Source organism: Dyella sp. EPa41 (assembly GCF_016586165.1).
Lineage (GTDB): Bacteria > Pseudomonadota > Gammaproteobacteria > Xanthomonadales > Rhodanobacteraceae > Dyella.
Genome location: NZ_BCPR01000066.1, coordinates 1 through 26,864, shown reverse-complemented (window position 1 = coordinate 26,864; position 26,864 = coordinate 1). Strand labels below are relative to the sequence as shown.

Here is a 26,864-nt window from a genome sequence, read left to right as displayed (position 1 = left end):
CCACCGCCGGATTCGATTTGATCTGCGCGCTGGACATCCTGGAGCACCTGTCCGACGACGAGCGCGCGCTGCAGGAGCTTTCGCGCGTGGCCGCCCCCGATGCCCGCATGCTGCTTTCCGTGCCGCTCCATCCGGAGGCGTGGACCGATTTCGACGATTTCGTCGGGCATGCCCGCCGCTACGAGCCGGTCATGCTGGTGCGTCGCCTCGCGGCCCACGGCTGGACCATCGAGCAGAGCGCGGTCTACGGCATGCAGGCCAATTCGTCACGACTGCTCGCCCTCGGCCAGTGGTACCTCACGCACCATCGGGAGCGTGCCCTGTGGTGGTACAACCACGTGCTGATGCCGCTCGGCCTACGCCTCCAGAAACCACTCCAATGGCGGCCTGGCATGGGTTCGACCAAGGGTGTGGACGAAGTGGTATTACTCTGCCGCCGAACGTAAGCGGCTGATTCATCAAGACTGAGACAATGCGGCGGCGCAGCACGGCTTGCGCAAACCGGGTAAGATGCGACATTCCGACGCTTCCGGTTCTACCGCATGCTCTATCAGATTCATGAGTGGCAGCGCGCCATCCTTGGCCCACTCAGCCACTACGCCGAAGCCAGCGCCAAGATGTTCAGCGATATCACGAGCCCGTTCTCGCATGTGCCGGGCGCGGATCGGCTGGCTGCCGGTTATGAGCTGCTGCACCGGTTGGGCAAAGAGTACGAAAAGCCTGCCTTCAACCTCCCGCAGGTGACCGCCCACGGACAGGAAATCGCCGTGATCGAGCGCGTGGTGCTGGACAAACCGTTCTGCCAGCTCAAGCGCTTCAAGCGCTTCAGCGACGATCCGGACACCATCGAGAAGATGAAGAACGACCCGGCGGTGCTGGTGGTCGCCCCGCTGTCGGGCCACCACGCCACCCTGTTGCGCGATACCGTGCGCACCCTGCTGCAGGACCACAAGGTGTACATCACCGACTGGGTCGACGCGCGCATGGTGCCGGCCAGCGAAGGTCCGTTCCACCTCGACGATTACGTGGCCTACATCGAGGCATTCATCCGCCACATCGGCGCGCGCAACGTGCACGTGATATCGGTGTGCCAGCCCACCGTACCGGTGCTGGCGGCGGTGTCGCTGATGGCCGCGCGCGGCGAGGACACGCCGCTCAGCATGACCATGATGGGCGGACCGATCGAGCCGCGCAGCAACCCCACCGGCGTCAACAACCTCGCGACCACGCGCCCGCTCAGCTGGTTCAAGGGCAACGTGATCCATACCGTGCCGGCGAACTATCCGGGCAGCGGCCGCGAGGTGTATCCGGGCTTCCTTCAGCATGCGGGCTTCATCGCCATGAACCCCGGCCGCCACCTCAATTCGCACTGGGATTTCTACGAGAACCTGCTGCGCGGCGACCAGGACGACGCCGAAGCCCACCGCAAGTTCTATGACGAGTACAACGCCGTGCTCGACATGCCGGCCGAGTATTATCTCGACACCATCTCCACCGTGTTCCAGCAATTCTTGCTGCCACGCGGCCTGTGGGACGTGGCAGGCGAGCGTGTGCAGCCGGAGGCCATCAAGAACACCGCCCTGTTCACCGTGGAAGGCGAACTGGACGATATCGCCGGCCTCGGCCAGACCGAGGCGGCGCATGACCTGTGCAGCGGCATTCCGGCCGGACGCCGCGCGCATCGCGTGGTCGAAGGCGCCGGCCACTACGGCATCTTCAGCGGCCGCCGCTGGCGCCAGACGGTCTATCCGCAGGTGCGCGAATTCATCCGCAAGTTCGACAAGCCGGTGAAGCAGAGCGCCTGATCGCGCTGGCGTTTTTCATGTAGGAGCGCACCCAGTGCGCGACCGCGGAGCCCGGCGCTACTCGTGAGTAGGCTTTTCGCGCCCTGGGTGCGCTCCTACAAAAGAAGTGCAGTGGATCAGCGCGCGAAGAAGCCGTGGAACGCCGCCACCGTGCGGGCGATGCCTTCGTCGTCGATATCCAGGTGTGTCACCAATCGCAACGTCGGCAAGTAACCGATGCTGATGCGCACTCCTGCCTCGCGCAGGTGGACGTCCAGTTCACGCAGGCGATCGGCGGGCACGTCGATGAAGACCATGTTGGTGAACTGGCCGAGCAGCTTTACGCCGGGGATATCGCCCAGGCCCGCGGCGAGCGTCACCGCGCGGGCGTGGTCCTCGGCCAGACGATCCACATGGTGATCGAGCGCATACTGCGCGGCCGCGGCCAACAAGCCGGCCTGTCGCCAGCCGCCGCCGGCGACCTTGCGCCAGCGACGCGCCTTCTCGATCAATGCCTGCGAGCCCACCAGCACCGAACCGACCGGCGCGCCCAGTCCCTTTGAGAAGCACACGGACACGCTGTCGAAATGCCGGGCGATCTCGCGCGCCTTCACGCCGCTGGCGACCGCCGCATTGAACAACCGCGCGCCATCGAGATGCAGCCCAAGGCCGCGCTCGCGCGCAAAATCATGCGCCGCGCGCAGGTAATCCGCCGGCAGCACGCGGCCATGCCAGGTGTTCTCCAGCGCCAGCAGCCGCGTGCGGGCGAAATGCGGATCGACCGGCTTGACGGCCGCGGCCAGCTTGTCGAGCGGCAGGGTGCCGTCCGCGTCGTGCGGAATGGGCTGCGGCTGGATCGATCCCAGCACGGCGGCGCCGCCACCTTCGAACTTGTAGGTGTGTGCGTCCGCGCCCACCAGGTACTCATCACCGCGCTCGCAATGCGACATCAGTGCCAGCAGGTTCGACTGGGTGCCGGTCGGCACGAACAAGCCGGCCTCGAAGCCCAGCTCGTCGGCGACGCGCTGCTGGAACCCGTTGACGGTGGGGTCCTCGCCGTAGACGTCGTCACCCACGGCCGCATCGAGCATGGCGGCACGCATGGCGGGCGTGGGACGGGTGACGGTGTCGCTGCGCAGGTCGATCGTGTCCACGGTGGTTGCTCGTCGGATGTCAGACAGCCAGCTTGCGCACTTGTCGGCCGCGAGGCAAGCCGCTTTCAGATCAAGGCTGGCTGGCCTGAGCCACCCCATGCTCACCTGCCGGGACACACGAGCAGGGCAACGTCATGACGAGGAAGGAAATGATCGAGCGAGTCGCCGCGAGGGCCGGACTTCCCCCACCGATATGCGAGAAAGCGCTGGAGGCCTTTGAGGGCACCTGTGGCCAACCCCTGGTTACCGCGTTGAAAGGCACACGGCACAACCATGCCTACGTCATCGACGAAATGGCCAGGCGCACCGGCGAGCCTGAGCGGACGTGCCAGGTCATCATGGAAGCCTTCGAGCAGGTCATGGACGACAGCGTTCGTGGCAAGCCCGGCTTGCGCAGCGAGGATCCCTAGCCGCAACGCCGTTCGGCCGCACAGCGCAACCAGGCCGCCCGGCGCGGCACCGTTGGGCTGATTGGGCTAGCCTTTCCGACAACACCATCCGTCCGGGATGGACACTTGTCCGAAGAGGAGCCGTGCCCATGTCGTTCCTGCGCCTCTATCTGCGCGTCATCGGGTTACTGGCGCCCGAACGACGGTTGGCAATCACGCTGGCGCTGGCGAACCTGGCCCTGGCCGGGGTGTTCTTCCTCGAGCCGGTGCTGTTCGGCCGCGTGGTCGACGCACTGTCGGCCGGGAACGGACGCGCGGCGCGGCTCATCGGCCTGTGGGCGGGCGTCGGCTTCGCGGGCGTGCTCGCCAACGTCTGGGTGTCACTGCACGCCGATCGCCTCGCCCACCGCCGCAGGCTCGCGGCCATCGCCTTGTTCTTCGAACATGCCGCATCGATGCCGCTGTCCTTCCATGGCGAATACCACACGGGTCGACTGTCGCGCATCATGAACGTCGGCGTGAGCAATCTGTTCAACCTGTGGCTGAGCTTTTTTCGCGAACATCTGGCGACGCTGCTGTCGATCATCGTGATGATCCCGGTCGCGCTGTGGCTCAACTGGAAGCTCGCGTTGCTGATGATCGCGCTGCTGCTGTGCTTCTCCATCTTCAACGCCGTTGCCGTGCAGCGCACGCACAAGGCGCAAGGCGAGGTGGAGGAACTCCACCACGAGATCGCCACGCGCGCCGGCGACGTGTTCGGCAACGTCACCGTCGTGCAAAGCTTCACGCGGCTCGCCGCCGAATCGCGCGCGCTGCATGAGCTGATGACGCGCACGCTCAACGCGCAGTATCCGGTGCTGCGCGGCTGGGCGATCCTGTCGGTGCTCAACCGCGCGGCCAGCACGTTGACCATCGTGGCGATCTTCGCCGTCGGCGCGGCGTTGCACGCGCGCGGCGAAATCAGCGTGGGCGGCATCGTCAGTTTCGTTGGCTTCTCCATGCTGCTGATCGGCCGGCTGGAACAGTTCGCCACCTTCCTCTCGAACCTGTTCTTCCAGTCGCAGTCGCTGCGTGACTTCTTCACCGTGCTCGATCGGCAGTCGGAGATCGAGGATCGGCCGAATGCCATCGCCTTGCCGCGCGTGCGGGGCGACGTCGTTTTCGACCGCGTGAGCTTCGGTTACGACCCGGTGCAACCCGCGCTGCATGGCCTGAGCTTCCGCGCGCCACCCGGCAGCACCATCGCCCTCGTCGGCCCGACGGGCGCCGGCAAGAGCACCGCGCTCAGCCTGCTCTACCGCGCCTACGATCCCTCCGAGGGACGCGTCACGATCGATGGCCACGACGTGCGCGACGTGACGCTGGAATCCCTGCGCCGGAACATCGGCGTGGTGTTCCAGGATGCGGGCATGTTCTACCGCTCCATTCTCGACAACTTGCGCGTAGGCAATCCGGAGGCGGATGCGTCGGCCATAGAGAACGCCGTGGCCGCCGCGGAAGCGGCCACCTTCATCTCACGCAAGCCCGAAGGACTGGAAACCCTGGTCGCCGAGCGCGGCCGCTCGCTCTCCGGCGGCGAACGCCAGCGCCTGGCCATCGCACGCGCCATGCTCAAGGACGCACCCATTTTGATCCTCGATGAAGCGACCAGCGCGCTCGACAACGCGACGGAAGCACGCATCCAGCGCGCGCTGGACCGACTCACGCAGGGCCGCACCACCTTCGTGATCGCGCATCGTTTGTCGACCGTGCGGGACGCGGACTTGATCCTCGTGCTGGATCAGGGGCGCCTGGTGGAACAGGGGCGGTTCGAGGAGCTGATCCGGCAGCGGGGGTTGTTTGCGCGCCTCGCGGAGGAAGGGAAATTTGCGCCGGATGCGGAGGCGTCGGAGGAGTAGCGCCATCCGCTCCGCCCTTGAAGCGCACCCTGTGCGCGATGGCCTTTTGCGGTGGGCTGCATGGTTGTGGCTCTCGTGAGAGAGGGGTGTTGCCTTCGGTTGCCATGCTGTCACCAGGGCGCCGCTTACGACCGTAGGAAGTCCCCGTGGGACGCAGCGGGCGCTTCGACGTCCTGCCGGCCTTTGTAGGAGCGCACCCTGTGCGCGACAGCCTTTCGCGCCTGTTCGCATGTTTTCGCTCTTGTAAGAGCGGGGTATGCCTTCGGTAGCTCCGCTACCGCCAGCGTGCCGCTTACGACCGTAGGAAGTCCCCGTGGGACGCAGCGGGCGTTTCGACGTCCTGCCGGCGACGCGAAGCTAGTCCCGTGGGACCGCCGAGTCACTTTTCTTTTGCTGGCCCACGCACGCGCTGTTTGCGTGCGAACGGCGAAGCCGGCCCGCAGGGCGAAGGGCGGAACGCCCGGAGTCAAAGAAAAGTAACCCAAAGAAAATGGCCTTCAAAGCCAAGGCTCATGGCAGTACGTGGGATAGAAGCGTCGGACGATTGAGGCCAACCGGACAGGCTCATTACTACCTCGAACGACGCCGCTACACCGCAATGCGTCGTAGCGAAGAGGACTCAAGGCAACGGCGTTGAGCCGTGAGGGAATCTATTCGCGCCGCACCGCCGCCCTTTCTCCCTCTCCCCTCCGGGGAGAGGGCTGGGGTGAGGGGTGGGTGCTCGCCAAAACCTCTCCTATCTCTGTAGGAGCGCACCCAGTGCGCGACCGCCACGCCGGAACATGCCGCGGTAGTCGCGCCCATCGCGGATCGAGGCAACCCTGTCAGTCCGCGGTCGCGCACTGGGTGCGCTCCTACAGAATGGGACGGCGGCCTTCAGCTCCTCGACGCGATGTGCCGCGCAGCGGCACGAGCCTTCAATGACCCCCTGTGGGGCGGTGAGGGGTGGACGATCAGGCCCCGCAGGGGTGCCCGACACGGACGTCGGGCACTTTTCGTCCGGGCAGGAGCCCGGTCGAAAAGCCCGGCCGCCCCTCACGGACTGGCTGGGCGTAGCCCGGCCAGCGCCACGCGGGGGGCCTTTCTCTTTGGTTACTTTCTCTTGGGCAAGCAAGAGAAAGTGACCCGGCCTCCGGCAGGAGGGCGGAAGCCCGCCGCAGGCGAGCCCGGTCGCGGGAAGCCAACAAGTGCAACGCCAAAAATCTTCGTCCATCAAAACGACGAACATGCAGACCGGCGCGAAAGGCGGTCGCGCACTGGGTGCGCTCCTACAAGGGAACGAACGCCACGCAGAGAAAGTGACCCGGGTCGCGGTCGCGGTTCGGAAGCCCGCGGCCACGCGGGGCCACCATTCGGTCGCAGGCGAGCCCGGTCGTGGAAGACAAGACATCGCCAACTGCATGCCTGAAGAACGAATGCTGCAGACCGGCGCGAAAGGCGGTCGCGCACAGGGTGCGCTCCTACAAAGGTGACGACATGCAACAAAGAGAGGCGGTGTCGCCACCGCACCTTTTCAGAAAAGCGAAAGCCCGGGCGCTACCCGTGCTTGCGGAAATACAACCACGCGATCACCGCCAGTATCACCGCCGGCAACAAGTTCGCCATCAGCGGCGGCACGCCGTACACGGTGCCGAAGCTCACCATCGCCTTCTGCAGGAAGTACCAGCCGATCGCCAGCAGCATGCCGATGAACATGCGCTTGCCCAGGCCGCCCGAACGCAGCGTGCCGAACGAGAACGGCATCGCGCACAGCACCAGCACCAGCACGTTGAGCGGATACAGCGCGCGCCCCCAGAACGCGTTGGCGTAGGCGCCGGGGTTCTGCCCATTCTGCTCGAGGTATTTGATGTTGCGCCGCAGGTCGCGCATCGGCTGGTACTGCGGCTGGATCACCGACAGCTCCAGCACTTGCGGGTTGAGCCTGGAATCCCAGCGCTCGCTGGCGACAGTGCTGCTGTGCGTGCCCTTGTCGTCGAGCGTGGTGCTGCGCACCTGGTTCATGACCCACTGGTGACCGTCGTGCTCGGCCGTCTGGGCCCAGTCGAAGCGGGACACCTGGCCGTCCGGCGTCAGCGTGAATACGCGCACGTCATGCAGCTGCACGACGTTGTGCGTTTCGGTGCGCTTGACCGTCACGCCCTTGGCATTGATGACGCGTGCGCCATCGCGCGCCCACAGGCCCGAGGCGCCGCCCATGCCCACGCTGCTCGAACGCATGCGCAATTGCATGGCCTGCGCCTTCTGGTCGCCCCACGGCGCCGCCGTCTCGCCCAGGATCACCACGCCGAGGATGAGGATGGCCACCACGCCCACCGCCGAAACGGCGATGCGCAATTTGGAAAGGCCGCAGGCACGCAGTGCGGTGAGCTCGTTGGTGGCTGCGAGGCCGCCCAGGCCCAGCAGGCCGCCGATCAAGGCCGCATTGCCGAACATCTCGTACAGGCGACGCGGGAAGGTCACGAGCACGTAGACCACGGCGCTGGTCACCGTGTAGCCGTTCTTGCCCACGTTGCCGAGCTGGCGCATGAGCTGGACCACGGCATCGAGGCCGGTGATCACCAGCCATACCATCAGGATCGATGCCAGTACGGCGGTGCCGACCAGCCAATCGACGCGCTTGATGCGCAACGCGGCCATCACGCACCCGCCCTTCGCGGCTTGCGCTCGACGTATTGGCTACGGAACATCCAGGCGGCGACGCCGAACACGATCAGCGACAGGAACCACATCGGCGCCGAATGGTGCCAATGCCCCTTGATGAGTTGTCCACGGCACAGCGCCATCAGCAGGTAATAGAGGTAGAACGCCAGCACCGCGAGCAGCAGGCGGCCAAAGCGCGGTTCGCGCGGGCTCTGGCGCGACAGCGGCAACGCCAGCGCGAGCAACACCAGCGTCATCGCGGGTGCGATGGTGCGCCAGGCGAACTCCGCGCGCGCATCGGGATTGTCGACGCGCAGCAGCGCCAGCGTGGTGAGCGAGTGCGCGGGATCTTCCTCGTCGTTGTCCGACTGCACGTTGGACAGCGAGGCGTCGTTGCGCTCGTACTGCATCTTGCGCCAGTTGTCCGCACCGAGCGGGATGTCGTACTGGAACCCGTTCCACAACGCGAGGAAACGGCCGCTGCCGTCGGTTTCCTGGTAGAGCTGGCCGTGCTTGCCGGTGACCAGCTTGATGTGCGGAACGTTGTCCTTGCCCGCGCGTTCGGTGGCGATGAAGGTGCTGCCCAGCGTGCTGCCGTCGCGGCTGAGCTGGTCGACGAAGATGATGCCGCCCTTGCCCGGCAGTTCGGTGAAGCGTCCGGCATCGAGGCCGGCGGCGATCACCGACCGGTTCGCCGCCGCCACCAGCTGGTCGGAGGTGCGCGCCGCCCACGGGCCGAGCCACAGCGAAACCAGGCCGACCAGCAAGGCCACGCTCGCGGCGAGGATGATCATGGGACGCAGCAGGCCCCCCGCGCCCATGCCCGAGGAGGCCAGCACATGCATCTCGCTCTCGCGCCACATGCGGCCCAGGGCCAGCAGCACGCCGAGGAAGGCCGACAGCGGCAGCAGCGTGGTCAGGCCATCGAGCATGTTCAGGCCCAGCACCTGGAACATCACGCTGGCCGGAAAGCTGCCATTGGCCACCTGCTGCAGCACGTGCGCGAACGAGATGCCGGACATGATGGCCAGCAGCACGATGGCGGTGGCGGCTACGGTCTGAGCCAGCTCACGCAAAAAATAACGATCGAGGATGCTTAGCACCGGTCCTCACGCACGCAATGGCCCGCACGGCAAGGTCGCGCGCGGAGTGACGAACAACGGGGAAGTTTAAGCTCTCTCGCCCCGCTCATGGGGACAGGTCCTCGACATGGGATAAGATGAAGGGCTTGGCGTGGCCCTTCCGGGGCCCGGCAAACCCCAAGTCTAGCCTGTCCAGACCTTTCTGGACCTTTCTTGCAGGACACGATATGACTCTCCAGTTCAGCCTCGGCTCCGCCGCTCCCGAAACCGTCGACACCCCCTGCGTGGTGGTCGGCGTGTACGAGAACGGCATGCTCACCAGCGCCGCCGCCCGCGTGGACACCGCCGCGCACGGCGCGATCAAGCGCCAGGTCGAGAGCGGCGACATCACCGGCAAGGCCGGCGCCACGGCCGTGCTGTATGCGCCCGAAGGCGTGGCTGCCAAGCGCGTGCTGGTGGTGGGACTGGGAACGCAGAAGACGTTTGACGGTGCACGTTTCCAGAAGATCGCCATCGAGGCCGTGCGCGCACTGGGTCGCCTGCCGATCGACAGCGCGGTGTCCTACCTGGCCGAAGTCGACGTGCCGGGCCATGACGCCGCCTGGCGCGTGCGCACCGCCGCGCTGGCCGCCGACTACGCCGCCTACCGCTACACCGCCACCTTCAAGCCGCGCGAGAAGAGCCCGCAGCCGGAGCTTGGCGCCATCACCTTCGTCGCGGGCGACGACGCACGGGCCGGCCTGCAGCAGGCTTCCGGCATCGCCGAAGGCGTGCGCTTCGCGCGCGAGCTGGCCAACCTGCCGCCGAACATCTGCAACCCCGCCTACATCGCCGCGCAGGCCGAGCAGTTCGCCGCCGCGCACGACAAGGTGAGCTGCACCGTGCTGGACGACGAAAAGATGGGCGAGCTGGGCTTCGGCTCGCTGCTCGCCGTGGGCCGTGGTTCGGCCAACAAGCCGAAGCTGGTGATCCTGGAATACAAGGGCGGCGCGGAAGGCGACAAGCCTTACGCCTTCGTCGGCAAGGGCATCACCTTCGACACCGGCGGCATCAGCCTCAAGCCCGGTCCGGGCATGGAAGAGATGAAGTACGACATGGGCGGTGCCGCGGGCATGCTCGGCAGCTTCGTCGCCGCGGTGAAGCTGGGCCTGCCCGTGAACCTGGTGTGCGTGGTGCCGGCCGTGGAAAACATGCCCGACGGCGACGCCTATCGCCCGAGCGACGTGCTCACCAGTCTCTCCGGCCTCACCATCGAGGTGCTCAACACCGATGCGGAAGGCCGCCTGATTCTCTGCGACGCGCTCACCTACACCGCGCAGACGTACCAGCCGAAGGTGCTGATCGACGCCGCCACCCTCACCGGCGCCTGCGTGATCGCGCTGGGCAAGCACGCCAGCGGCCTGATGAGCAAGCACGACGACCTCGCCGCCGAGCTGATCGCCGCCGGCGAAAACACGCTGGACCGCGCATGGCGCCTGCCGCTGTGGGACGACTACCAGGTGCAGCTGGAATCGGGCTTTGCCGACGTGGCGAACATCGGCGGCAAGAACGCCGGTGCCATCACCGCGGGCTGCTTCCTGTCGCGCTTCACCGAAGGCCAGCGCTGGGCGCACCTGGACATCGCCGGCACCGCGTGGGACGAAGGCCGCAAGGGCCTTGCCACCGGCCGCCCCGTGTCGCTGCTGGTGCAGTGGCTGATCGATCGCGCCGCCTGATCTCTCGACGCCCTTCCGGCCGCTGCCGGAAGGGCGAACCCACAAGGCTCACGCCATGCCCCGCGCCGACTTCTACCTGATCGACAAGCCGCGCTTCCGCGAACAGCCGTTGCTGCTGGTGTGCGAACTGGCCAAGCGGGCCTTCGCCGCCCAGCAACCCACGCTGGTCCTCGCACGCGATTTCGCGCAAGCCGAGGCGATCGAAGAACTGTTGTGGGAATTCGACCAGGACGGCTTCATCACGCACCAGCTCGCGGGTGATGACGATGACGAGTTCACCGCCGTGCTGATCGCTCCGCCCGGCGTGGAAACGCCGGATCGTCCACTGCTGATCAACCTGCGCGAGGAATGCGCGCCAGGCCGCTACGACCGCGTGCTGGAAGTGGTGGCCGCCGACCCCGCCGAACGCGATGGTTCGCGCACGCGCTGGAGCGAATACAAGCGCCGCGGTTTCGAGGTCAACAAGTTCGACATGTAGAACGGGCGCCTCGGCGCCCTTCTCTTTTTCTCGCCGCCGGGGTCTTCGCAGGAGCGCACCCAGCGCGCGAAAAACCTGCGGAGCGGTGGCGCCGCAACCCCGCGGTCGCGCACTGGGTGCGCTCCTACGAATCCACGGGCGCGCCAAAACGTGCGCACCCTCGGAGGCACCTACGAAGTCGCCTCGTCGGCTCGCGCGGCCAGCTGCTCGTTGATCGCATCCAGCAGCTGTTCGCCTGTCAGCGGCTTGCGCAGGAACCCATCCATGCCCGCCGCCTGCGCCCGGCTCTCTTCGTCGCCGCCCGAGCGCGCGGTGATCGCCACGATGGGAACGTGCTGGCCGGCCTCCTCGCGCTGGCGGATCAGGCGCGCGATCTGGAAGCCGTCGATGCCCGGCAGGTCCAGGTCGAGCAGGATCAGGTCGCAGGGCGCGGCGGCCAGCTCGGCCAGCGCGGCCAGGCCGTTGCCGACGTAATGAACGACATGCCCCGCGCGTTCGAGCAGGCCGCGGATCACCGCGGCGACGATGGCATCGTCTTCCACCAGCAGCACCTGCAGGCCGCGGCCCTGCGGCGCATCGGGGGTGGCCGCGACCGGCGCCGGTTCATGCGCGACCGACAGCGGCAGGCGCACGTGGAAGGTGCTGCCGAAGGCCACCTTGGATTCGAGCTCGATGCTGCCGCCCATCATCGCCACCAGCTCGCGGCAGATCGCCAGGCCCAGCCCGCTGCCGGCGCGGCGTTGAGGTCCGGTTACCTGCTCGAAGCGTTGGAACAGGCGCGTCTGGCTCGCCTCGGGAATGCCGGGGCCGGTGTCGATGATGCTCAAGCGCAGGCCGTCTTCGGTGCGCCGCACGCGCAAGGTGACGCCACCGCGCTCGGTGAACTTGAGGGCATTGTTGGCGAGATTGAGCAACACCTGCTTGATGCGCACGGCATCGCCGATCATGCGGTGCGGCAAATCGCCAGGTATGTCGATATCGAAACGCAGGCCCTTCGCCCGCGCCTGCCCCAGCTCCAGCTGCGCGACGTCCTCGACCAGCGAGCGCGGATCGAACGGCGCGTTCTCCAGTTCCAGCTTGCCGGCTTCGATGCGGGCCAGGTCCAACGCATCGTTGAGCAACTTGAGCAGCATGCCGCCCGATCGCTGCATGGCCTCGGCGTATTCGCGCTGCGTGGCGCTCAACGGCGTGCTCAGCAGCAGTTCGGCCATGCCCATCACGCCGGTCATCGGCGTGCGGATCTCATGGCTGAGCGTGGCGAGGAATTGCGTCTTCGCCGCGCTCGCCTGCTCGGCCAGGCGGCTGCGCTGTTCGGCCAGCTGGATCTGGTGGCGCTGCGCCAGACGACGGCGCCAGGCCTTCAGCGCCAGCCACACGAGCAGCACGATCAACAGCACATAGCCGCACCATGCCCACCAGCGCAGCCACGGCGGCGCCTGCACATGGATTTTCAGCGACGGCGAAAGATGCGTCCACGTGCCGTCGGCACCGGCAGCCATGACGTCCAGCGTGTAGTCGCCGTGGCCCAGGCCCGCGAAATCGCGCTCGCCGCGACTGCCCATGTCCACCCACGCCGCGTCGAGGCCTTCGAGGCGAAAGCGGTAACGGTTCGCCGCGGGGTCGATGTACGAGAACATGCGCGCTTCGATCACCAGCCCGGCATCCCTCCATCCCAGCGACAACGCGTTGGAGGAAGGCAGCGGCAAGTCCTGCACGATGCCGTGCCGGCGCACGCTGATACGCGTGATCGACACCGGCGGTGGCGACACGTGCTCGTCGACGCGATTGGGATTGAACGCCATCACGCCGCCGAGGGTCGGCGCATAGATGGTGCCATCCGGCATGCGGCTGAACCCACGCAGGAATTCGCCGTTGCTCAGGCCGTCCTGCAGACCCAGTTCGTGGAAACTTCCATTCGAGGGATCGAAGCGCCATAGGCCGTCGCGGCCAAAGATCCACACGCGGCGGTGCTTGTCCACCGCCAGATCCACCACGTTGATCGAGGGCCAGCCGTGGGCGGCGTCGACCTTGCTGGCGAGCGCCAGCCGGTCGCCCTCGTAGTGATAGAACTCCAGGCCGTCGGGCCGCGCCAGCCACAGGCCGTCATCGGCGAAATCAAAAGCATCCACCGCGCGGTCGTTGTCCACGCCGGGCACCGGTTCGAAATGATCGTGGCCGCGATCCAGGCGCATCAGGCCACCGTCGCTGGCGTACCAGAACCCGCCGCGCTTGAGGGTGATCTGGCTTCCCCAGCGCGCTTTTTCCTGCGCGGGCTGGACCGACACCGGCGTGATGTCGAGCGTGTCCTGGTCGATGCGGAACAGGCCTTCGCCGAACGTGCGCGCGTACAATTTGCCGTCCGGCCCCGGCTCCACTTCCAGGGGGTGCTTCAGTCCGTGGCCACCCATCGGCACCTGGTCCAGCTTGCCGTCGACATAGCGGAACAGCGCGCCTTGCACGGTCACCCACAGGCGTCCCGGTCGATCCTCGGTCATGCCGAGCACATCGCCACGCAGCCCCGAAAGCACGTGTTCGACCTTGCCCGTGGAAGGCATCAGGCGATCCACGCGGCCGCTGCGTTCGCCGACCCAGACCGAGCCGTCGCTGCCCTTGGCGACCGAATAGGCCACCGAGTCGCGCAGGCTGCTGTCGTCGTCGGGAATATGCGTGAAGCGGCTGACGCTGTTCCAGCCGGGCGCGAGGTAGCCCACGCCGCCGTCGAACAGCGCGATCCACAGGCCGCCTTCGGTATCCGGGCGGATCTGCCATACCCAGGTGCCGGGCAGATTGCCATGCAGCACCGGCTGGTCGGTCACGGCGCGGATCGGCCCGTCCTTGTGGTCCTGCAGGTACAACCCGCGCTGGGTGCCGATCCACAGCCGCCCGGCGCGATCGCGCATGCTGCTGAGGATGTTGGTCACCGGCAATTCGCCACGGCCGAGCTGTCGCGCGACGTCGTCGGCCCCCACCACGAACAGGCCATACGACGAGGCGATGCGCACCTCGTCGCCCTCGCCTTCGATGCGCCACGCGTCCAGCGACTGGCCCGGCGCGGCGGTGCGGATCAGGTGGAAGTCGCCGGCGGCGTCGCGTCGAAAGACACCGTTGTCGCTGCCGACCCACAGCTGGCCGCGGCCATCCACGAATAGCGCACCGACGACGCCGAGTTCCTCCGGACGCGAACCGGTGACCACCACGTGGTCGAAACCGCGGCCGTCCTGGCGCAGGCGGTCCAGGCCTTGGGCGGTGCCGATCCACAGCGAACCGTCGGCGGTCTCCGCGAGGCTCCACGCCTTGTCGCTCGCGAGGCTGGCCGGGTCGTTGGCGTCATGGCCCCAATGACGGAACGTGTTCGATCGCTCGTCGTAGCGGTTGATGCCCGCCTCCAGGCCCGCCGCCCACAAGCGTCCGCCGCGATCGAACAGCAGCGAGGAGATGCCGTTGTTGAACAGCGACTGCGGATCGCCCACCACGTGGCGGAACACCTTGAAGCTGACGCCGTCGTAACGCGCGATGCCGCTCTTGGTGCCGAACCACATGACACCATCGGGTGCCTGCACCGCCGTGTACACGCTGCTGCTGGGCAGGCCTTCGGCCGTGCCGTAGCGCCGGAACTGCGGCGTCGGCAACGCGGCGCTCGCCGCCACCGTGGTGACGGGCGTCGAGGCGGGCACGGCAACGGGCAGGCCGGCGGACAGGAACGCGCTGAACAGCAAGGACGGCAGCATGATCTCCCCCGAGAAGGCTCGATCATGCCAGAGCAACGATGTCAGAACGAGCTCGGACAGGCTTCGAAAGCGCTGACGCAACGCCATAAACAAGCCGTTAAGGGCTGCCTGTGGAAACAATCCGTTCCCGGGGCACCGCTGGCGCCTCTGTGGCGGATCGTCCAGACTTCCGCCCCATGCGCCTCTTCCGCCCGACAAGACGGTTCTTACTCGCCATCGCCTGCGCCTGGCTTCCGCTCGCAACCTTGCAGGCGGCGCCCGCCACTTACCGCTATGACACCACGCATAGCCAGATCCTCTTCAGCATCGACCACAACGGCTTCTCGCGCCCCTTTGGCCGCCTGCATATCGCCCGCGGCTGGCTGCGCTTCGATCCGGACGACTGGAGCCAGTCGGCCACCGAGCTGGACATCGACCTGGACAGTCTGGACATGGGCGATGCCGGGTGGAGCGACGCCGTGAAGAAGCCGGCCTTCCTCGACACGGCGAAGCATCGCTACGCGCATTTCGCCAGCACCTCGGTGGAACGCAAGGACGACACGCACGGCGTGCTGCACGGCAACCTCACCCTGCGCGGGGTGACGAAACCGGTGGAACTCGCATTCACCGCCAACCGACGCGGCACCACCATCTACGGCATGCACACCACGGCGGGCTTCTCCGCCACCACCACGCTGAACCGCGATGATTTCGGCATGACCTCCAATGCCAACTCGGTCGGTCACGGCGTGAGCGTATGGCTGGAACTGGAAGCCATCCAGGACGACAAGGCCCAACCCGACAAGGAGTCTCCATGAGCTTGCGCAGCAACGACCGCCAATGGGGTTCGGTCGCGAAGTTCCTCCACTGGGCCACCGCCCTGCTGCTCATCGGCAACGGCGTCTTCGGCCTGATGATGGATCTGGCCGGTTCGCCGATGCAGAAGATCAACTGGCTCGCGCTGCACAAGTCGATTGGCCTCACCGTGCTCGCGCTGCTCCTGCTGCGACTGGCGTGGCGACTGGGTGACCGTCGCCCGGCCGAGGATCCCGCGCCGCGCTGGCAGCAGCTTGCCGCGCATGGCGTGCACCTGCTGCTGTACGTGCTGATCGCCGCCATTCCGTTGAGCGGCTGGTGGTTCAACTCCGTCACCGGCAAGCCGCTGCAGTTCTTCAAGATGTTCAACCTGCCCGCGCTCGGCGGCGCCAACCCCGACCTGCGCGGTCTCTCCCACAGCATCCACGAGAACCTGTTCTGGTTCCTGGTCGTGCTGCTGGTGCTGCACGTCGGCGGCGCGCTCAAGCACCATCTGATCGATCGCGACAACACCTTGCTGCGCATGCTCCCCTTCCGTCGCCTGCGCAACAACTCCCCTTCCCAAGGAGAACGTTGATGACCTCCCTCAAGCTCGCCGTCCCGCTCCTGCTCGCCTTTGCCCTGCCGGGTTTTGCCGGCGCCACCGACTACACCGTGCAGGCAGCCGCCAGCAAGCTCGGTTTCAGCGGCACGTTCCAGGGCCAGGCGTTCAACGGCACGTTCGGCAAATGGACGGCCAATATCAGCTATGACGCGGCCAAGATCGCCACCTCGAAGTTCGACGTGGACATCGACCTTGCCAGCGTGAAGACCGGTGACAGCGACCGCGACGGCGCGCTGCCCGGCGCCGATTTCTTCAACGTGGCGAAATTTCCCAAGGCACACTTCGTGACCACCAGCTTCCGCCAGAACGGCGCCAACGTGGTGGCCGACGGCAACCTCACGCTGCGCGGCGTGACCAAGCCGGTGAGCCTCAACGTGACGTTCAAGCCGCAGGGCACTGGGGCCACGCTCGATGTGAGTGGCACGGTCAAGCGCCTGGATTACGGCGTGGGCGGCGGCGAATATGCCGATACCTCGGTGATCGGTGCGGACGTGAAGATCAACGCGCACCTGACCCTGGCGGCCAAATAAAACCCGCCTCCTGTAGGAGCGCACCCTGTGCGCGACAAGCCAACGAAGCGATGAAGCCGTGGCGCCGCGGTCGCCCACAGGGTGGGCTCCTACAAGAAAGGCCTCACGTCTCGTCCATCCTGTAGGAGCGCACCCTGTGCGCGACAAGCCGACGGAGCGGTGAAGCCGTGGTGCCGCGGTCGCCCACAGGGTGGGCTCCTACAAGAAAGGCCTCACGTCTCGCCCATCCTGTAGGAGCGCACCCTGTGCGCGACAAGCCGACGGAGCGGTGAAGCCGTGGCGCCGCGCTCCCCACAAGGGGCATTCCTACGGCGTCGTCGTCTTCGCCAGAAACAGCCTTACGGCCACCGCATCGAACGGCCAGTCGAGTTCGCGGTCTTCCTGCTGGTCGCGCAATACGGGCACGCGCACGCCGTAGCGCACTTCCAATGCCTCGTCATCGTCGACCCATACGCTGTCGAAATCCGGCGCGCGCGCCTCGGCCATGACGGCCAGCGCCTGGTCGCAGAGGTGGCAGTAGTCCCGCTGGTAGAGCACGTATCGCATCGGCATAAGCGGCGGACGATACCCCAGCGCCGCCGCTGACCGCGAGCCCCTTCTCCCGCATGGGCGTCGGCCCTGCGGCATCTCGCCGACCCTGAAGACTGGCATTGTCAAATGATAATAACTATCATTTGCATGGTAGGGCCCAGCCATCGCCACAGCCCCGGCGCGTTCGCGCCGAACTCCCTATACCAACCAAAACAGGGCTACCCGATGTCTTTCCCCGCTTCGCTCACGCGACGCCATCTCCTGCGCCACCGTTTCGCCGTTGCACTCGCCATGGCACTCGCCGCACCCCTGTCGCATGCCGGGGATGCGCCCGATGCTCCCGATGCCACCCAGGTGAAGAACCTCGAAGGCGTGCAGGCCACCGCTACCGTCACGGGCGATGGCGACGCCTACACCACCAAGGCCACGGACAGCGCCACGCGCCTGTCGCTGTCGATGCGCGAGACGCCGCAGTCGATGAGCGTGGTGACGCGCCAGCAGATGGATGACTTCGGCCTCGACAACATCAATGCCGTGCTGGACAACACCACCGGCGTGAACGTCGAGCGCGTGGAGACCGACCGCACCTACTACAGCGCGCGCGGCTTCGATGTCACCAACTTCCTGAGGGACGGCGTGGGCATGCCCTTTGCCGACGGCAACCAGCAGGGCGATATCGATACGGCCGTGTACGAGCGCGTCGAAGTGCTGCGCGGCGCCAACGGGCTGCTCTCCTTCACCGGCAATCCGTCGGCCACCATCAACTTCGTGCGCAAGCGCCCCGCGGCGGATTTCCAGGGCGATGTCGGCGTCTCCGTCGGCAGCTGGGACAACCACCGCCTGGACATCGATCTGTCCGGCCCGCTGAATGATTCGCGCAGCGTGCGCGGCCGCCTGGTTGCCGCCGGCCAGGACACCGACAGCTACCTGGACCGCTACAACCTTCGCAAGCAGGTGGTCTCCGGCATCGTCGACGCCGACCTCACCGGCAGCACGCTGCTCACCGCAGGCGTCACGTACCAGAAGAACAAGACCCATGGCGGCATGTGGGGCGCGCTGCCGCTGTACAACACCGACGGCACGCCGACCAGCTACGACAGATCCACCAGCACCTCCGCCGACTGGTCCCATTGGAACATCGCCGACACGCGCAGCTTCCTCGAACTCACCCAGGAACTGGCCAGCGAGTGGCACCTGAAAGCCGCGCTCGACTATCGCCGCGTCGCCGAGGACAGCAACCTGTTCTACGTCTATGGCACGCCGGACGCACAGACGGGACTTGGCCTGTTCTCCTATCCATCCGCCTACAACAGCGCCGAGAAGCAGTACGTGGCCGACCTGTACGCCACCGGCCCGTTCCAACTTGCCGGCCGTCGCCACGAACTGGTGATCGGAGCGAACTGGGCGAAGGACGACGTGCACCAGCTGTCCGGCTATGGCGCAGGCATTGGCACGCCGCTGCCACCGCTCAGCGAATGGACCGGCGACTACGCGATGCCGCCCTTCAATGCCTACTACGGCAACGGCGATTTCCACATCAAGCGCAAGAGCCTCTACGCCACGGCGCGCTGGAGCCTTGCCGACCCGTTGACGCTCATCACCGGCGCCAGTCTCGTGCATGTCGAGGAGATCGGCGTGAACTACGGAACGCCCAGCAATTACCGCAAGACGGAAACCACGCCCTTCATCGGCGCGGTGTACGACCTTTCGGAGAACTACTCGCTGTACGTGAGCTACGCCAAGCTGTTCAACCCGCAGACGCAGACCGACGCCAACAACAAGGTGCTCGATCCCGTGACGGGCGCAAACCTCGAAGCCGGCATCAAGGGCGAGTGGTACGACGGACGCCTCAACGCGACATTCGCGCTGTTCCGCACGCGCCAGGACGGCCTGGCCGAATACGCGGGCCACAACCTCGCCACCAACCAGGACTACTACAGCGGCATCGACGCCACTGCGAAGGGCTTCGAGTTCGACGTGGGCGGCCAGCTCACCGACCGCTGGCAATTAAGCGGCGGCTATACGCAACTGGGCTTGCACGACCCCGATGGCGCCAATGTGCGCACCTACGTGCCACGACGCACCTTCCGCCTGTCCACGATCTATCGCGTGCCAGCATTCGACGGCCTGCGCGTGGGCGCGACGCTGCGCTGGCAGGACCGCATCTACCGTGACCAGCAGGCGGTGGCGCTCGACGGCAGCGAGATCTACACGACCCAGGGCTCCTACGCCGTACTCGGCCTGATGGCCGGTTACGACTTCGACCCGCACTGGAGCGCGACATTCAACGTCGACAACGTCACCGAACGGAAGGCCATCGCCAGCCTTTACTGGTCACAGGGGTTCTATTCGGCACCGCGCAATTACATGTTGAACGTGCGCTACCAGTTCTGAACATGGCCCGCGCAAGGCGGGGCCAGGCGTCCCGCCCTGCGCGGTGCTACTTGCTGGATTTCGACGAAGTCCGTGTGCCCTTGCGCCCGCCGGGCGCGGCGGCAGTCTTCTTGCCGACGTCCGTGTTGTCGCGTTCCAGGTAACCGGCGAAGTGCTGGCGAAGACGATTGATCTCCGTGATGCGATCCATCACGTCGCCCGTCTCCTGCACCATCGCCGTGGTCAGCAGGCTGAACAGGCTGGTGTACGCGCTGAAGCTGTGCCACGCGCGATCGGCCTGGATCATCAGCACGTTCGGCGTCAACTCGCGAGCCCAGTAGCACTCGGTGTCGGTGATCAGCACCAGCGGGATGCCGCGTTCCACCACTTCCTCCGCCAGCGTGCGGAACTGCCGGAAATAGCGGCGCATGTCGATCAGCACCACGCAGCTGTTGCGCGTGGAATCGAGCAGCATGTCGGCATAGGCGCCGTCGATGCCCGAGTTGAACGATACGTGCGGGCGCACCTGCTGCAGCATCGCGGCAAAACCCAGGCCGAGGAAGGTGCCGTGATGGAAGCTCGACACGGTGACGCGATCGGCCGAGGTCAGCAGCTTCACGACCGACTTCCATTCCCTGGTGCCTGCCAGCGCGTGCGTACTGGTCAACGCGCGGATCTCGGCGTGGAGATGTCCGGCGAGCGGATCGGCGTCGCGGGATTTCTCCACGTCCTTGTAGAGGTGGCGCCAGGAGGTATCGGTGCGCAACTCTTCCTTGAGATCGTTGACGCCCTCGTAACCCAGGCTGCGGAAGAAACGTCCGACGGTCATCTGGCTGACGCCGACGCGCTTGCTCAGCGAGGCCGCCGTTTCGAACGGCACGTCGCGCATGTTCTGCAGCAGGTAGCTGGCGATCTTCTGTTCGGACGCCGTGAATGTTTCCCAGCGATCCTTGAGCTTTTGTTGGAGATCCTTGGTCATTGCCGCCTGCTTATCGGGAAAGCACCATGGCTGCGCCCGCGTCTTCGCGTGTTTCGACCTGGCCCAGGCGCAGGCCTAGGATATACAAAAGCGCCGCCGCCAGCCCTGCGACCAGGCCGACCAACGCAAAGAACCAGCCATGCGTCAGGCTGCTCCACAGCGTGCCCAGCGCGCCGGCCAAGAGGTTGCCGAAGAAGCCGGCGAAGAACCAAGTCGCGATGCTGGTGGCGCGAAATCCTTCCGGCGCCATGCGCCCGAACAGGCCCAGGCCGATCGGCAGGATGTACAGCTCACCCAGCGTCATCATGACGAACCAGCCCACCAGCCACGCCCAGCTGGCGCGCGTGCCGTGCGCCTCCGACCAGGCGGCCACGGCGGCAAGAATCAGGTAGGACGCGCCCACTACCGCCGCCCCGAAAGCCATCTTCTTCAGCCACGGTGTCTCGATGCCCCGCCTGGCCAATCGCGCCCAACGGATCACCAGCAGCGGCGTCGCGGTAAACACCACCAGCGAATCCAGCGACTGGAACCACGTCATCGGGATGCTCCATGCCGCCGTCACGTGGCGGTCGACGCCTTCGCTCGCCCACAGCGCGATGGTATTGCCCACCTGTTCGTATGCGCCGCGAAACACCACGACGATGGCCGCCACGGTGATGAGGAAACCAAAGCGCTGCATCACTGCGCGATCCACCGGATGCCGCGTGCGCACGGCGGCCCCCGTTCGTGCGGGTTCCGGCGGCAGGTGGCGGCTGCCGCCCAGGTAGATCACCAGCGACAACAGCATGCCCAGGCCGGCCGCGGTAAAGCCCCAATGCCAGCCGAACGCCTCGCCCAGCGTGCCGCACACCAGTGGCGCCAGGAAGGCGCCGAGGTTGATGCCGATGTAATAGATGTTGTACGCGTTGCCGGCACGCGGGTCGTCGTGCCGATAAAGACCTTCTATCTGGCTGGCGAGGCTGGGCAGGAACAACCCGTTGCCGAGCGCAATCGTCGCCAGTGCCGGATAGAACAGCGGTTCGGACGCCATCATGAAATGGCCCAACGCCATGGTGGCGCCGCCGATGACGACCGAACGGCGCTTGCCCAGCCAGCGGTCCGCGACGATGCCGCCGAAAACCGGCGTGAAATAGACGAAGGCCGCGTAAACACCGTAGATCAGCGACGCATGCTCCTGCCCGATCTTCAGATGCATGGTCATGTAGTAGACCAGCAGCGCGCGCATGCCGAAGAAGGAGAACATCTCCCACATTTCGGTAAGAAACAGGATGCTCAAGCCGGCCGGATGGCCAAACCAAGTGCTTTCCCGTGCCGGAACTCCCGCTTCGGACATGCGCGACGTCACTCCCCTGCTGGCTTACGCGTCGACGGCCATGGCGCCGCCCCAGACTTCTTCAGGACACCAGATGCGCCCGTCTTCGTAACGGGCCGCCGGCGTGCGGTCCGACACTAGGAACAGCGGCCCATCGAGGTCAACCACCATGCACAACGCGCCGACCACGAAGCCGGGCCCCATCGACCACGAGGTGCCGCCCATGTTGCCCACCATCAGTTTGAAGCCCAGCTCCTGCGCGCGCCTTGCGAGGATCAGTGCCTCGGTAAGGCCGCCGCACTTGTCGAGCTTGATGTTGATGACGTTGACCCGACCGACGAGTTGGTCGAGGTCGCGATGGTCCTGCACACTTTCGTCGGCCGCGAGCGGGATGGGGCTGTCCACATCGTCCAGCCACGCTTCCTTCCCTACCGGAAAGGGCTGCTCGACGACGGCCACGCGGCTTTCCACCAGCGCCGGCAACAGCGAGGCGAGGGTTTCCGGCGTGAAACCCTGGTTCGCGTCGACCATCAGCCACGCGTCCGGACGGGCCGCGCGCACCGCACGCACGCGATCCGCATTGCGGTCGTCGTCCGTCAACTTGAGCTTGAGCGCGCGTGCCTGCGTGTAGTTGCGCGCGCGCTCGGCCATCACCGCGGGTTCCTCGGCGCCCACGGTGAACGTGGTCAGCAGCGGCTCTGGCGGATTGAGCCCGGCCAGCTGCCATACCGGCTTGCCCTGCTGCTTCGCTTCCAGATCCCACAGCGCGCAGTCGAGCGCATTGCGCGCACCGCCGGGCGGCAGCAGCGTCAGCAGCTGCTGCCGGGTGATGCCGCCCTCGATGATGTCGCGCAGTGCCTCGACCTGCCGCAGCATGGAAGGCGGCGTGTCCTGGTGGTAGTACACGCCGAGCGCTTCGCCGTGCCCCACCTGGCCCTCGCTTTCCAGCCGCACCACCAGCATTTCGTTGTGCGTGAAGGTGTAGCCGGTGATGCGGAACGGCGCGGTCATTTCCACCCGTTCGACCGACGCCGTCAGCGTCACCCTCTTGATACCCTGCGTTGTCATCCGACCTCCCGCCTCAGAAGCGCACGTTGAAGCTGACCATCCCGAAGACCAGGATGAACCACGCCAGATACAGGGCCGAAAGCGCCAGCAGCGTCTCGCCCACGCGCACCCACAGGCTTCGTTGCGCCAGCTGCCAGTTGCGCACCGTGTGGAACACCACGGCCAGCACGCCCACCAGGGACACCACGCCCAGCACGTACAGCAGGTAGAACCACGGCGTCGCCGAGCCGCGCAGCAGCAGGTTTTCGTCTGCCGAGATCGCGACGATCACCAACACCCAGCCCAGCACGTCGCCGAACAACAGCAATGCCCCGACACGCGACCACAGGCGGCTGCGGCGAAGTCCGGGGGCGATCTCGAACGGGCGGTGGTAATGGCGGCGCATCCACGCGCCCAGCCACCAGAACAGCAGCGCGCCCAGCACCACGACCAGCGAGAGGCTCGCCCACAGGCTCACCGAGCCCATGCTCTTGGCGGCGGGCACGCGATTGAACACGAACACCGGCGAGATGTGGTCAGTAGCCCAGTACTTGATATTGCCGTTTGCGTCGGCAACGAAGTCCAGCTTGCGTTGGCCGTTCTCCTCGACGTAATGCAGCGGGCTCACTTCACGCCAGTGCAGCGGCTTGCCGGCGTAGTCGCTCAGCGCGGCGATGGTCAGCGTGCCGTCCGGCATCGCGTTGACCTTCATCTGGCCCAGCAGGTTGAACGGGCGCAGGGCACTGAGGTTGATGCGGCTGGATTCGTACCAGCCCGCCACGCGCGCGGCGTCGGCCTTGGCGGACGCGATCGCCGGCTGGTCCTGCAGCGGATGGGGGAAATACCGGTCCAGGAACGCGTAGAAGATCGCGCCGCGGATGGTGTGCGCACCGCCGACCTCGCTGCCGAGGCTGTTGAACGACATGAAGATGCCGACATCCTTGTCCAGCAGCAGGTGCAGGTCGCTGTGGAACACTTCGGTGTCGCCGCCGTGGCCGATGATGCGCAGGCCGTTGCGGTCTTCCTGGTAGAAGCCGAGGTCAAAGCCCACCATGCCCTTCGAAGCGGTGTATTGCTGCGAATGCATCAGCTTGGCGGTGTCTTCCTTGAGAATCCGCGTATCGCCGTAACGGCCATCCTGCAACTGGGCGATCATGAACTGCGCCATGTCGATGCCCGACGAACTGAGCGCGCCGGCCGGTGCCGGGTCCACCCACTCGAACGGCTGCGCCTCGCCATCGGACGCGGTCTTGTAGCCCTTCGACATCAGCGGCGCGAGTGCCGAAGGCAGCGGCTGATCAAATGACGAGTGCGTCATGTTGAGCGGCTGCAGGATGTGCTTCTGCACGTAATCCTCGAAGCGCTCGCCGGAGACGCGCTGCACGATATAGCCCGCCAGGCCGCAGCCGTAGTTGGAGTACGCAACGGTTTCGCCCGGCGGGAAGATGCGCGCCGGCAGGTGGCTCTTGAGATAGCGCTCGAGATTCACCTCGTCCGAAGTGGCCGGCAGCAGGTCGCGCGCCACTTCCTCGAAACCCGCGGTGTGGGTCATGAGGTTGCGCAGGGTGATCGGCTTGCCTTCGTACGGCGGGATCTTGAAGTCGATGTAGTCGTTGACGTCGTGGTCCAGGTCGACCTTGCCCTGCTCGACCATCTGCATCACGGCCGTCCAGGTGAACAGCTTGGACGTGGAGCCGGGGCGGAACAGCGTGGTCTCCGGCGCGACCGGCTGGCGCGTCTTGAGGTCGGCATAGCCGTAGCCACGCGAGAACAGCACGTTGCCGTCCTTCACCACGACGATCACGCCACCGGCGATGTCGCCGCGCTGGATGGCGAACGGCACGAGGCCGTCGAAGAAGGTCGAGAGATCTTCCTTCGTCAGCGCGTGCGCGGAGTTGTCCTGCTGCACGGCCGGCGCGGCCTCCATGGGCTGCGCGGGCGGCACGGATGGCACCTGGGCGGCGCTTAGGGTTGCCGTTGCGCAGGCGGCCAGCGCAACCAGCCGTTTGACTAGGTGCTTCATGAAACGCTCCAAGTTGGATGCAGGGAATGGCTCAAAGCTCGACGCTCGCCGACACGCCGATGGTGCGCGGCGTCTGGTACGTGGCCTGGAACGGGCTCGCGATGGGGTTCAGGGTTTCGCCGCTCATGGCGGTGATGCCGCGCTTGTTGCCGAGGTTTTTGGCGTAAAGCGAGAAGGTCCACTTGTCGACATTGGCGCCGAGGTGGAGATTCACGCTGGTGAAGCTGGGCAGCGTGAACTGCGGCGCCGGCACCGTGTTGAAGTCCGACTTGCGCGAGCCGACGTAACTGATGTTGCCGCCCACGAAACCCGACCATCCCGAGCCCATCGGGAAGTTGTAGTCGGCGCCGAGGTTCGCGTTCCACTTCGGCACGTACGGCAAGCGGTCGCCGTTATAGCCATACAGGCCCCCGGGCGGCGTATCGGCGGCGAGTTCGGCCTTGGTGTAGGTGGCGTTCGCCCACATCGTGAAGCCGGCGACCGGGGTGAAGCTCCAGTTGGCTTCCAGTCCCTTGCTGTTCGCCTTGCCGCCGTTGCCGAGGAAGCTGAAGCCACCCGCGGTCTCGGCCAGCTGGATCTTGCGCCAGTCGATGTAGAACACATCGACATCGACACTCATGTGCTTGTCCAGCATCAGCGACTTCAGGCCGAGCTCGTAGCTCACCAGCTTGTCCGCATCGAACGTCTGCGGTGCGCCAAGCCCGGGCGGCACGCCGACGTTCGGGCCACCGGGACGGAAACCCGAAGCCACGCGCAGGTACGCCATCAGGTCGTCGCCGAACTTGTAGCTCGGGTTGAACAGATAGGTGACGGGATGGTCGGTGCCGTGGGTCGAGAAGTTGCTGTCGCCCGTGAGGATGCCGGTACCGGTCTGGGTATAGGTCGTCTTGTCGAAGCTGTAGCGCGCGCCGACCAGCACGCTCAGGTTGGACGTGGCATGCCAGGTGACATCGCCATAGCCGGCCCACTCGGTGAACACGGCCGGCCCGATGGCCAGGTCGGCCAGCGTCGGCAAGGCGATCGGCGCGCCCGTATTGGCGTCGAAACTCAGCACGCTCTGGCTGTCGGTGCTGCGCTCGTGGGTATAGAAGAGGCCCACGCGCCACTCCAGCCGTTGCTGCCCGGGCGATTGCAGGCGCAGCTCCTGCGTGACCTTGTTGAGCGACACCGGTTGACGGATGGAGTAACCGCCGGTGTCCAGCCCAAAGGCTGGATTGAGGATCGGACCGTAGGCGTTGGTGACGTCGGTGTTCTCGTTGAGCCGCACCGTGCCGTAGCTGGTGGTCGACACCAGCTTCGCCCAGTCGAAGTCGGCGTTCACCGTGAGGTCGTAGAGCCGGTACTTGAGCTTGAGTTCGCCCGTGCCCGCCGCCCTCGCCTGCTTGTTGTCGCCATAGATCGGCTTGAGCGTGTCCGGGTCGATATCCACGCCACCGTTGGCCAAACCATCGCTGCTCAGGTTCTGCGCGAGCGCCGCAAAGCGCACGGAGACCTTCTCGCTCGGCGTCCACAGCAACTGCGCACGCGCGCCGGACACCTTGGCCTCGTTGACTTCGGTCTTGCCCGTGGTGACGTTGTCGATGTAACCCGGATCGGTGCGGTCATACGCGTTGACGCGCAGCGCCAGCGTACTGGCCAGTGGAATGTTCACCGTCGCATGCGCGCCGAAACCCGTGCCGCCATTGTCGACGCTGCTGGTGTCCACGCCGATGCGGCCGCTGGCCTGCGTCGTGTCCGGCGGCGTGGTGACGAACTTCACCAGGCCACCCAGGGTGTTCGAGCCGTAGAGCGTGCCTTGCGGG

General features: G+C 66.1%; 20 protein-coding genes. 10 read left to right on the top strand and 10 right to left on the bottom strand.

The window, feature by feature from the left end; translation table 11 throughout:
* A partial coding sequence (locus tag JMF82_RS17385; RefSeq protein WP_236585541.1) for a class I SAM-dependent methyltransferase occupies positions 1-446 on the top strand: 446 nt, incomplete at its 5' end.
* Positions 447-542: 96 nt separating this feature from the next.
* Positions 543-1,805, top strand: coding sequence for a polyhydroxyalkanoate depolymerase (gene phaZ, locus JMF82_RS17380; protein ID WP_201315812.1), 1,263 nt, complete (start codon positions 543-545; stop codon positions 1,803-1,805).
* A gap of 116 nt (positions 1,806-1,921) precedes the next feature.
* Here the strand turns inward: phaZ and ltaE are convergent, their stop codons facing one another.
* Entirely contained in the window at positions 1,922-2,938 is a 1,017-nt protein-coding gene (gene ltaE, locus JMF82_RS17375; protein WP_201315811.1) for a low-specificity L-threonine aldolase, read from the bottom strand.
* A 149-nt stretch (positions 2,939-3,087) separates the two neighbouring features.
* Between ltaE and JMF82_RS17370 the strand changes: the two genes are divergently transcribed.
* Together JMF82_RS17370 and JMF82_RS17365 are read left to right on the top strand one after the other, a co-directional pair.
* Entirely contained in the window at positions 3,088-3,348 is a 261-nt protein-coding gene (locus JMF82_RS17370) for a hypothetical protein (protein ID WP_201315810.1), read from the top strand.
* A 128-nt stretch (positions 3,349-3,476) separates the two neighbouring features.
* Positions 3,477-5,225, top strand: coding sequence for a glucan ABC transporter ATP-binding protein/ permease (locus JMF82_RS17365; protein WP_201315809.1), 1,749 nt, complete (start codon positions 3,477-3,479; stop codon positions 5,223-5,225).
* 1,536 nt (positions 5,226-6,761) lie between these two features.
* On the opposite strand, the gene lptG is transcribed toward JMF82_RS17365, so the two are convergent.
* Positions 6,762-7,862, bottom strand: a complete 1,101-nt coding sequence (gene lptG / locus JMF82_RS17360; protein WP_201315808.1) for an LPS export ABC transporter permease LptG — start codon at positions 7,860-7,862, stop codon at positions 6,762-6,764.
* Positions 7,862-8,968, bottom strand: coding sequence for an LPS export ABC transporter permease LptF (gene lptF, locus JMF82_RS17355; RefSeq protein ID WP_201315807.1), 1,107 nt, complete (start codon positions 8,966-8,968; stop codon positions 7,862-7,864). The genes lptG and lptF overlap by 1 nt, the downstream gene beginning before the upstream one ends.
* A 206-nt stretch (positions 8,969-9,174) precedes the next feature.
* On the opposite strand from lptF, the gene JMF82_RS17350 reads away from it, so the two are divergent.
* The gene (locus JMF82_RS17350; RefSeq protein WP_201315806.1) at positions 9,175-10,662 is read left to right on the top strand and encodes a leucyl aminopeptidase; all 1,488 of its coding nucleotides are present in this window, start codon (positions 9,175-9,177) and stop codon (positions 10,660-10,662) included.
* Between the two features lie 55 nt (positions 10,663-10,717).
* The gene (locus JMF82_RS17345; protein WP_201315805.1) at positions 10,718-11,140 is read left to right on the top strand and encodes a DNA polymerase III subunit chi; all 423 of its coding nucleotides are present in this window, start codon (positions 10,718-10,720) and stop codon (positions 11,138-11,140) included.
* A 170-nt stretch (positions 11,141-11,310) separates the two neighbouring features.
* Here the strand turns inward: JMF82_RS17345 and JMF82_RS17340 are convergent, their stop codons facing one another.
* Positions 11,311-14,868 carry a hybrid sensor histidine kinase/response regulator gene (locus JMF82_RS17340; RefSeq protein ID WP_201315804.1) on the bottom strand — a complete coding sequence of 1,186 codons (3,558 nt, stop codon included), beginning with the start codon at positions 14,866-14,868 and terminating at the stop codon, positions 11,311-11,313.
* Between the two features lie 176 nt (positions 14,869-15,044).
* Here JMF82_RS17340 and JMF82_RS17335 point away from each other — a divergent pair, with 176 nt between their 5' ends.
* Genes JMF82_RS17335 through JMF82_RS17325 form a run of 3 tightly spaced genes read left to right on the top strand, consistent with a single transcriptional unit; the run spans position 15,045 to position 16,797 of the window.
* On the top strand, positions 15,045-15,665 hold the full coding sequence (locus tag JMF82_RS17335; RefSeq protein ID WP_201315803.1) for a YceI family protein: 621 nt from the start codon (positions 15,045-15,047) through the stop codon (positions 15,663-15,665).
* Entirely contained in the window at positions 15,662-16,240 is a 579-nt protein-coding gene (locus tag JMF82_RS17330; protein ID WP_201315802.1) for a cytochrome b, read from the top strand. The genes JMF82_RS17335 and JMF82_RS17330 overlap by 4 nt, the downstream gene beginning before the upstream one ends.
* The gene (locus JMF82_RS17325) at positions 16,240-16,797 is read left to right on the top strand and encodes a YceI family protein (protein ID WP_201315801.1); all 558 of its coding nucleotides are present in this window, start codon (positions 16,240-16,242) and stop codon (positions 16,795-16,797) included. The genes JMF82_RS17330 and JMF82_RS17325 overlap by 1 nt, the downstream gene beginning before the upstream one ends.
* A gap of 306 nt (positions 16,798-17,103) precedes the next feature.
* Here the strand turns inward: JMF82_RS17325 and JMF82_RS17320 are convergent, their stop codons facing one another.
* Positions 17,104-17,349, bottom strand: coding sequence for a glutaredoxin family protein (locus tag JMF82_RS17320; protein ID WP_201315800.1), 246 nt, complete (start codon positions 17,347-17,349; stop codon positions 17,104-17,106).
* Between the two features lie 204 nt (positions 17,350-17,553).
* Here JMF82_RS17320 and JMF82_RS17315 point away from each other — a divergent pair, with 204 nt between their 5' ends.
* The gene (locus tag JMF82_RS17315; RefSeq protein ID WP_236585540.1) at positions 17,554-19,722 is read left to right on the top strand and encodes a TonB-dependent siderophore receptor; all 2,169 of its coding nucleotides are present in this window, start codon (positions 17,554-17,556) and stop codon (positions 19,720-19,722) included.
* A 46-nt stretch (positions 19,723-19,768) separates the two neighbouring features.
* Here JMF82_RS17315 and JMF82_RS17310 read toward each other — a convergent pair whose 3' ends face one another.
* From JMF82_RS17310 to JMF82_RS17290, 5 genes are all read right to left on the bottom strand, one after another.
* Positions 19,769-20,680 (bottom strand): MurR/RpiR family transcriptional regulator, encoded by a 912-nt coding sequence (locus tag JMF82_RS17310; RefSeq protein WP_201315799.1) that lies wholly within the window; start codon positions 20,678-20,680, stop codon positions 19,769-19,771.
* A 10-nt stretch (positions 20,681-20,690) separates the two neighbouring features.
* Positions 20,691-22,013: a peptide MFS transporter gene (locus tag JMF82_RS17305; RefSeq protein ID WP_201315798.1), complete on the bottom strand. Its 1,323-nt coding sequence runs from the start codon at positions 22,011-22,013 to the stop codon at positions 20,691-20,693.
* A 24-nt stretch (positions 22,014-22,037) separates the two neighbouring features.
* Entirely contained in the window at positions 22,038-23,060 is a 1,023-nt protein-coding gene (locus JMF82_RS17300; RefSeq protein ID WP_201315797.1) for a dipeptide epimerase, read from the bottom strand.
* A gap of 13 nt (positions 23,061-23,073) precedes the next feature.
* Positions 23,074-25,062, bottom strand: coding sequence for a serine hydrolase domain-containing protein (locus JMF82_RS17295; protein ID WP_201315796.1), 1,989 nt, complete (start codon positions 25,060-25,062; stop codon positions 23,074-23,076).
* A 31-nt stretch (positions 25,063-25,093) separates the two neighbouring features.
* Positions 25,094-26,864, bottom strand: a 1,771-nt coding sequence (locus JMF82_RS17290; protein ID WP_201315795.1) for a TonB-dependent receptor, incomplete at its 5' end; no start/stop codon positions are given.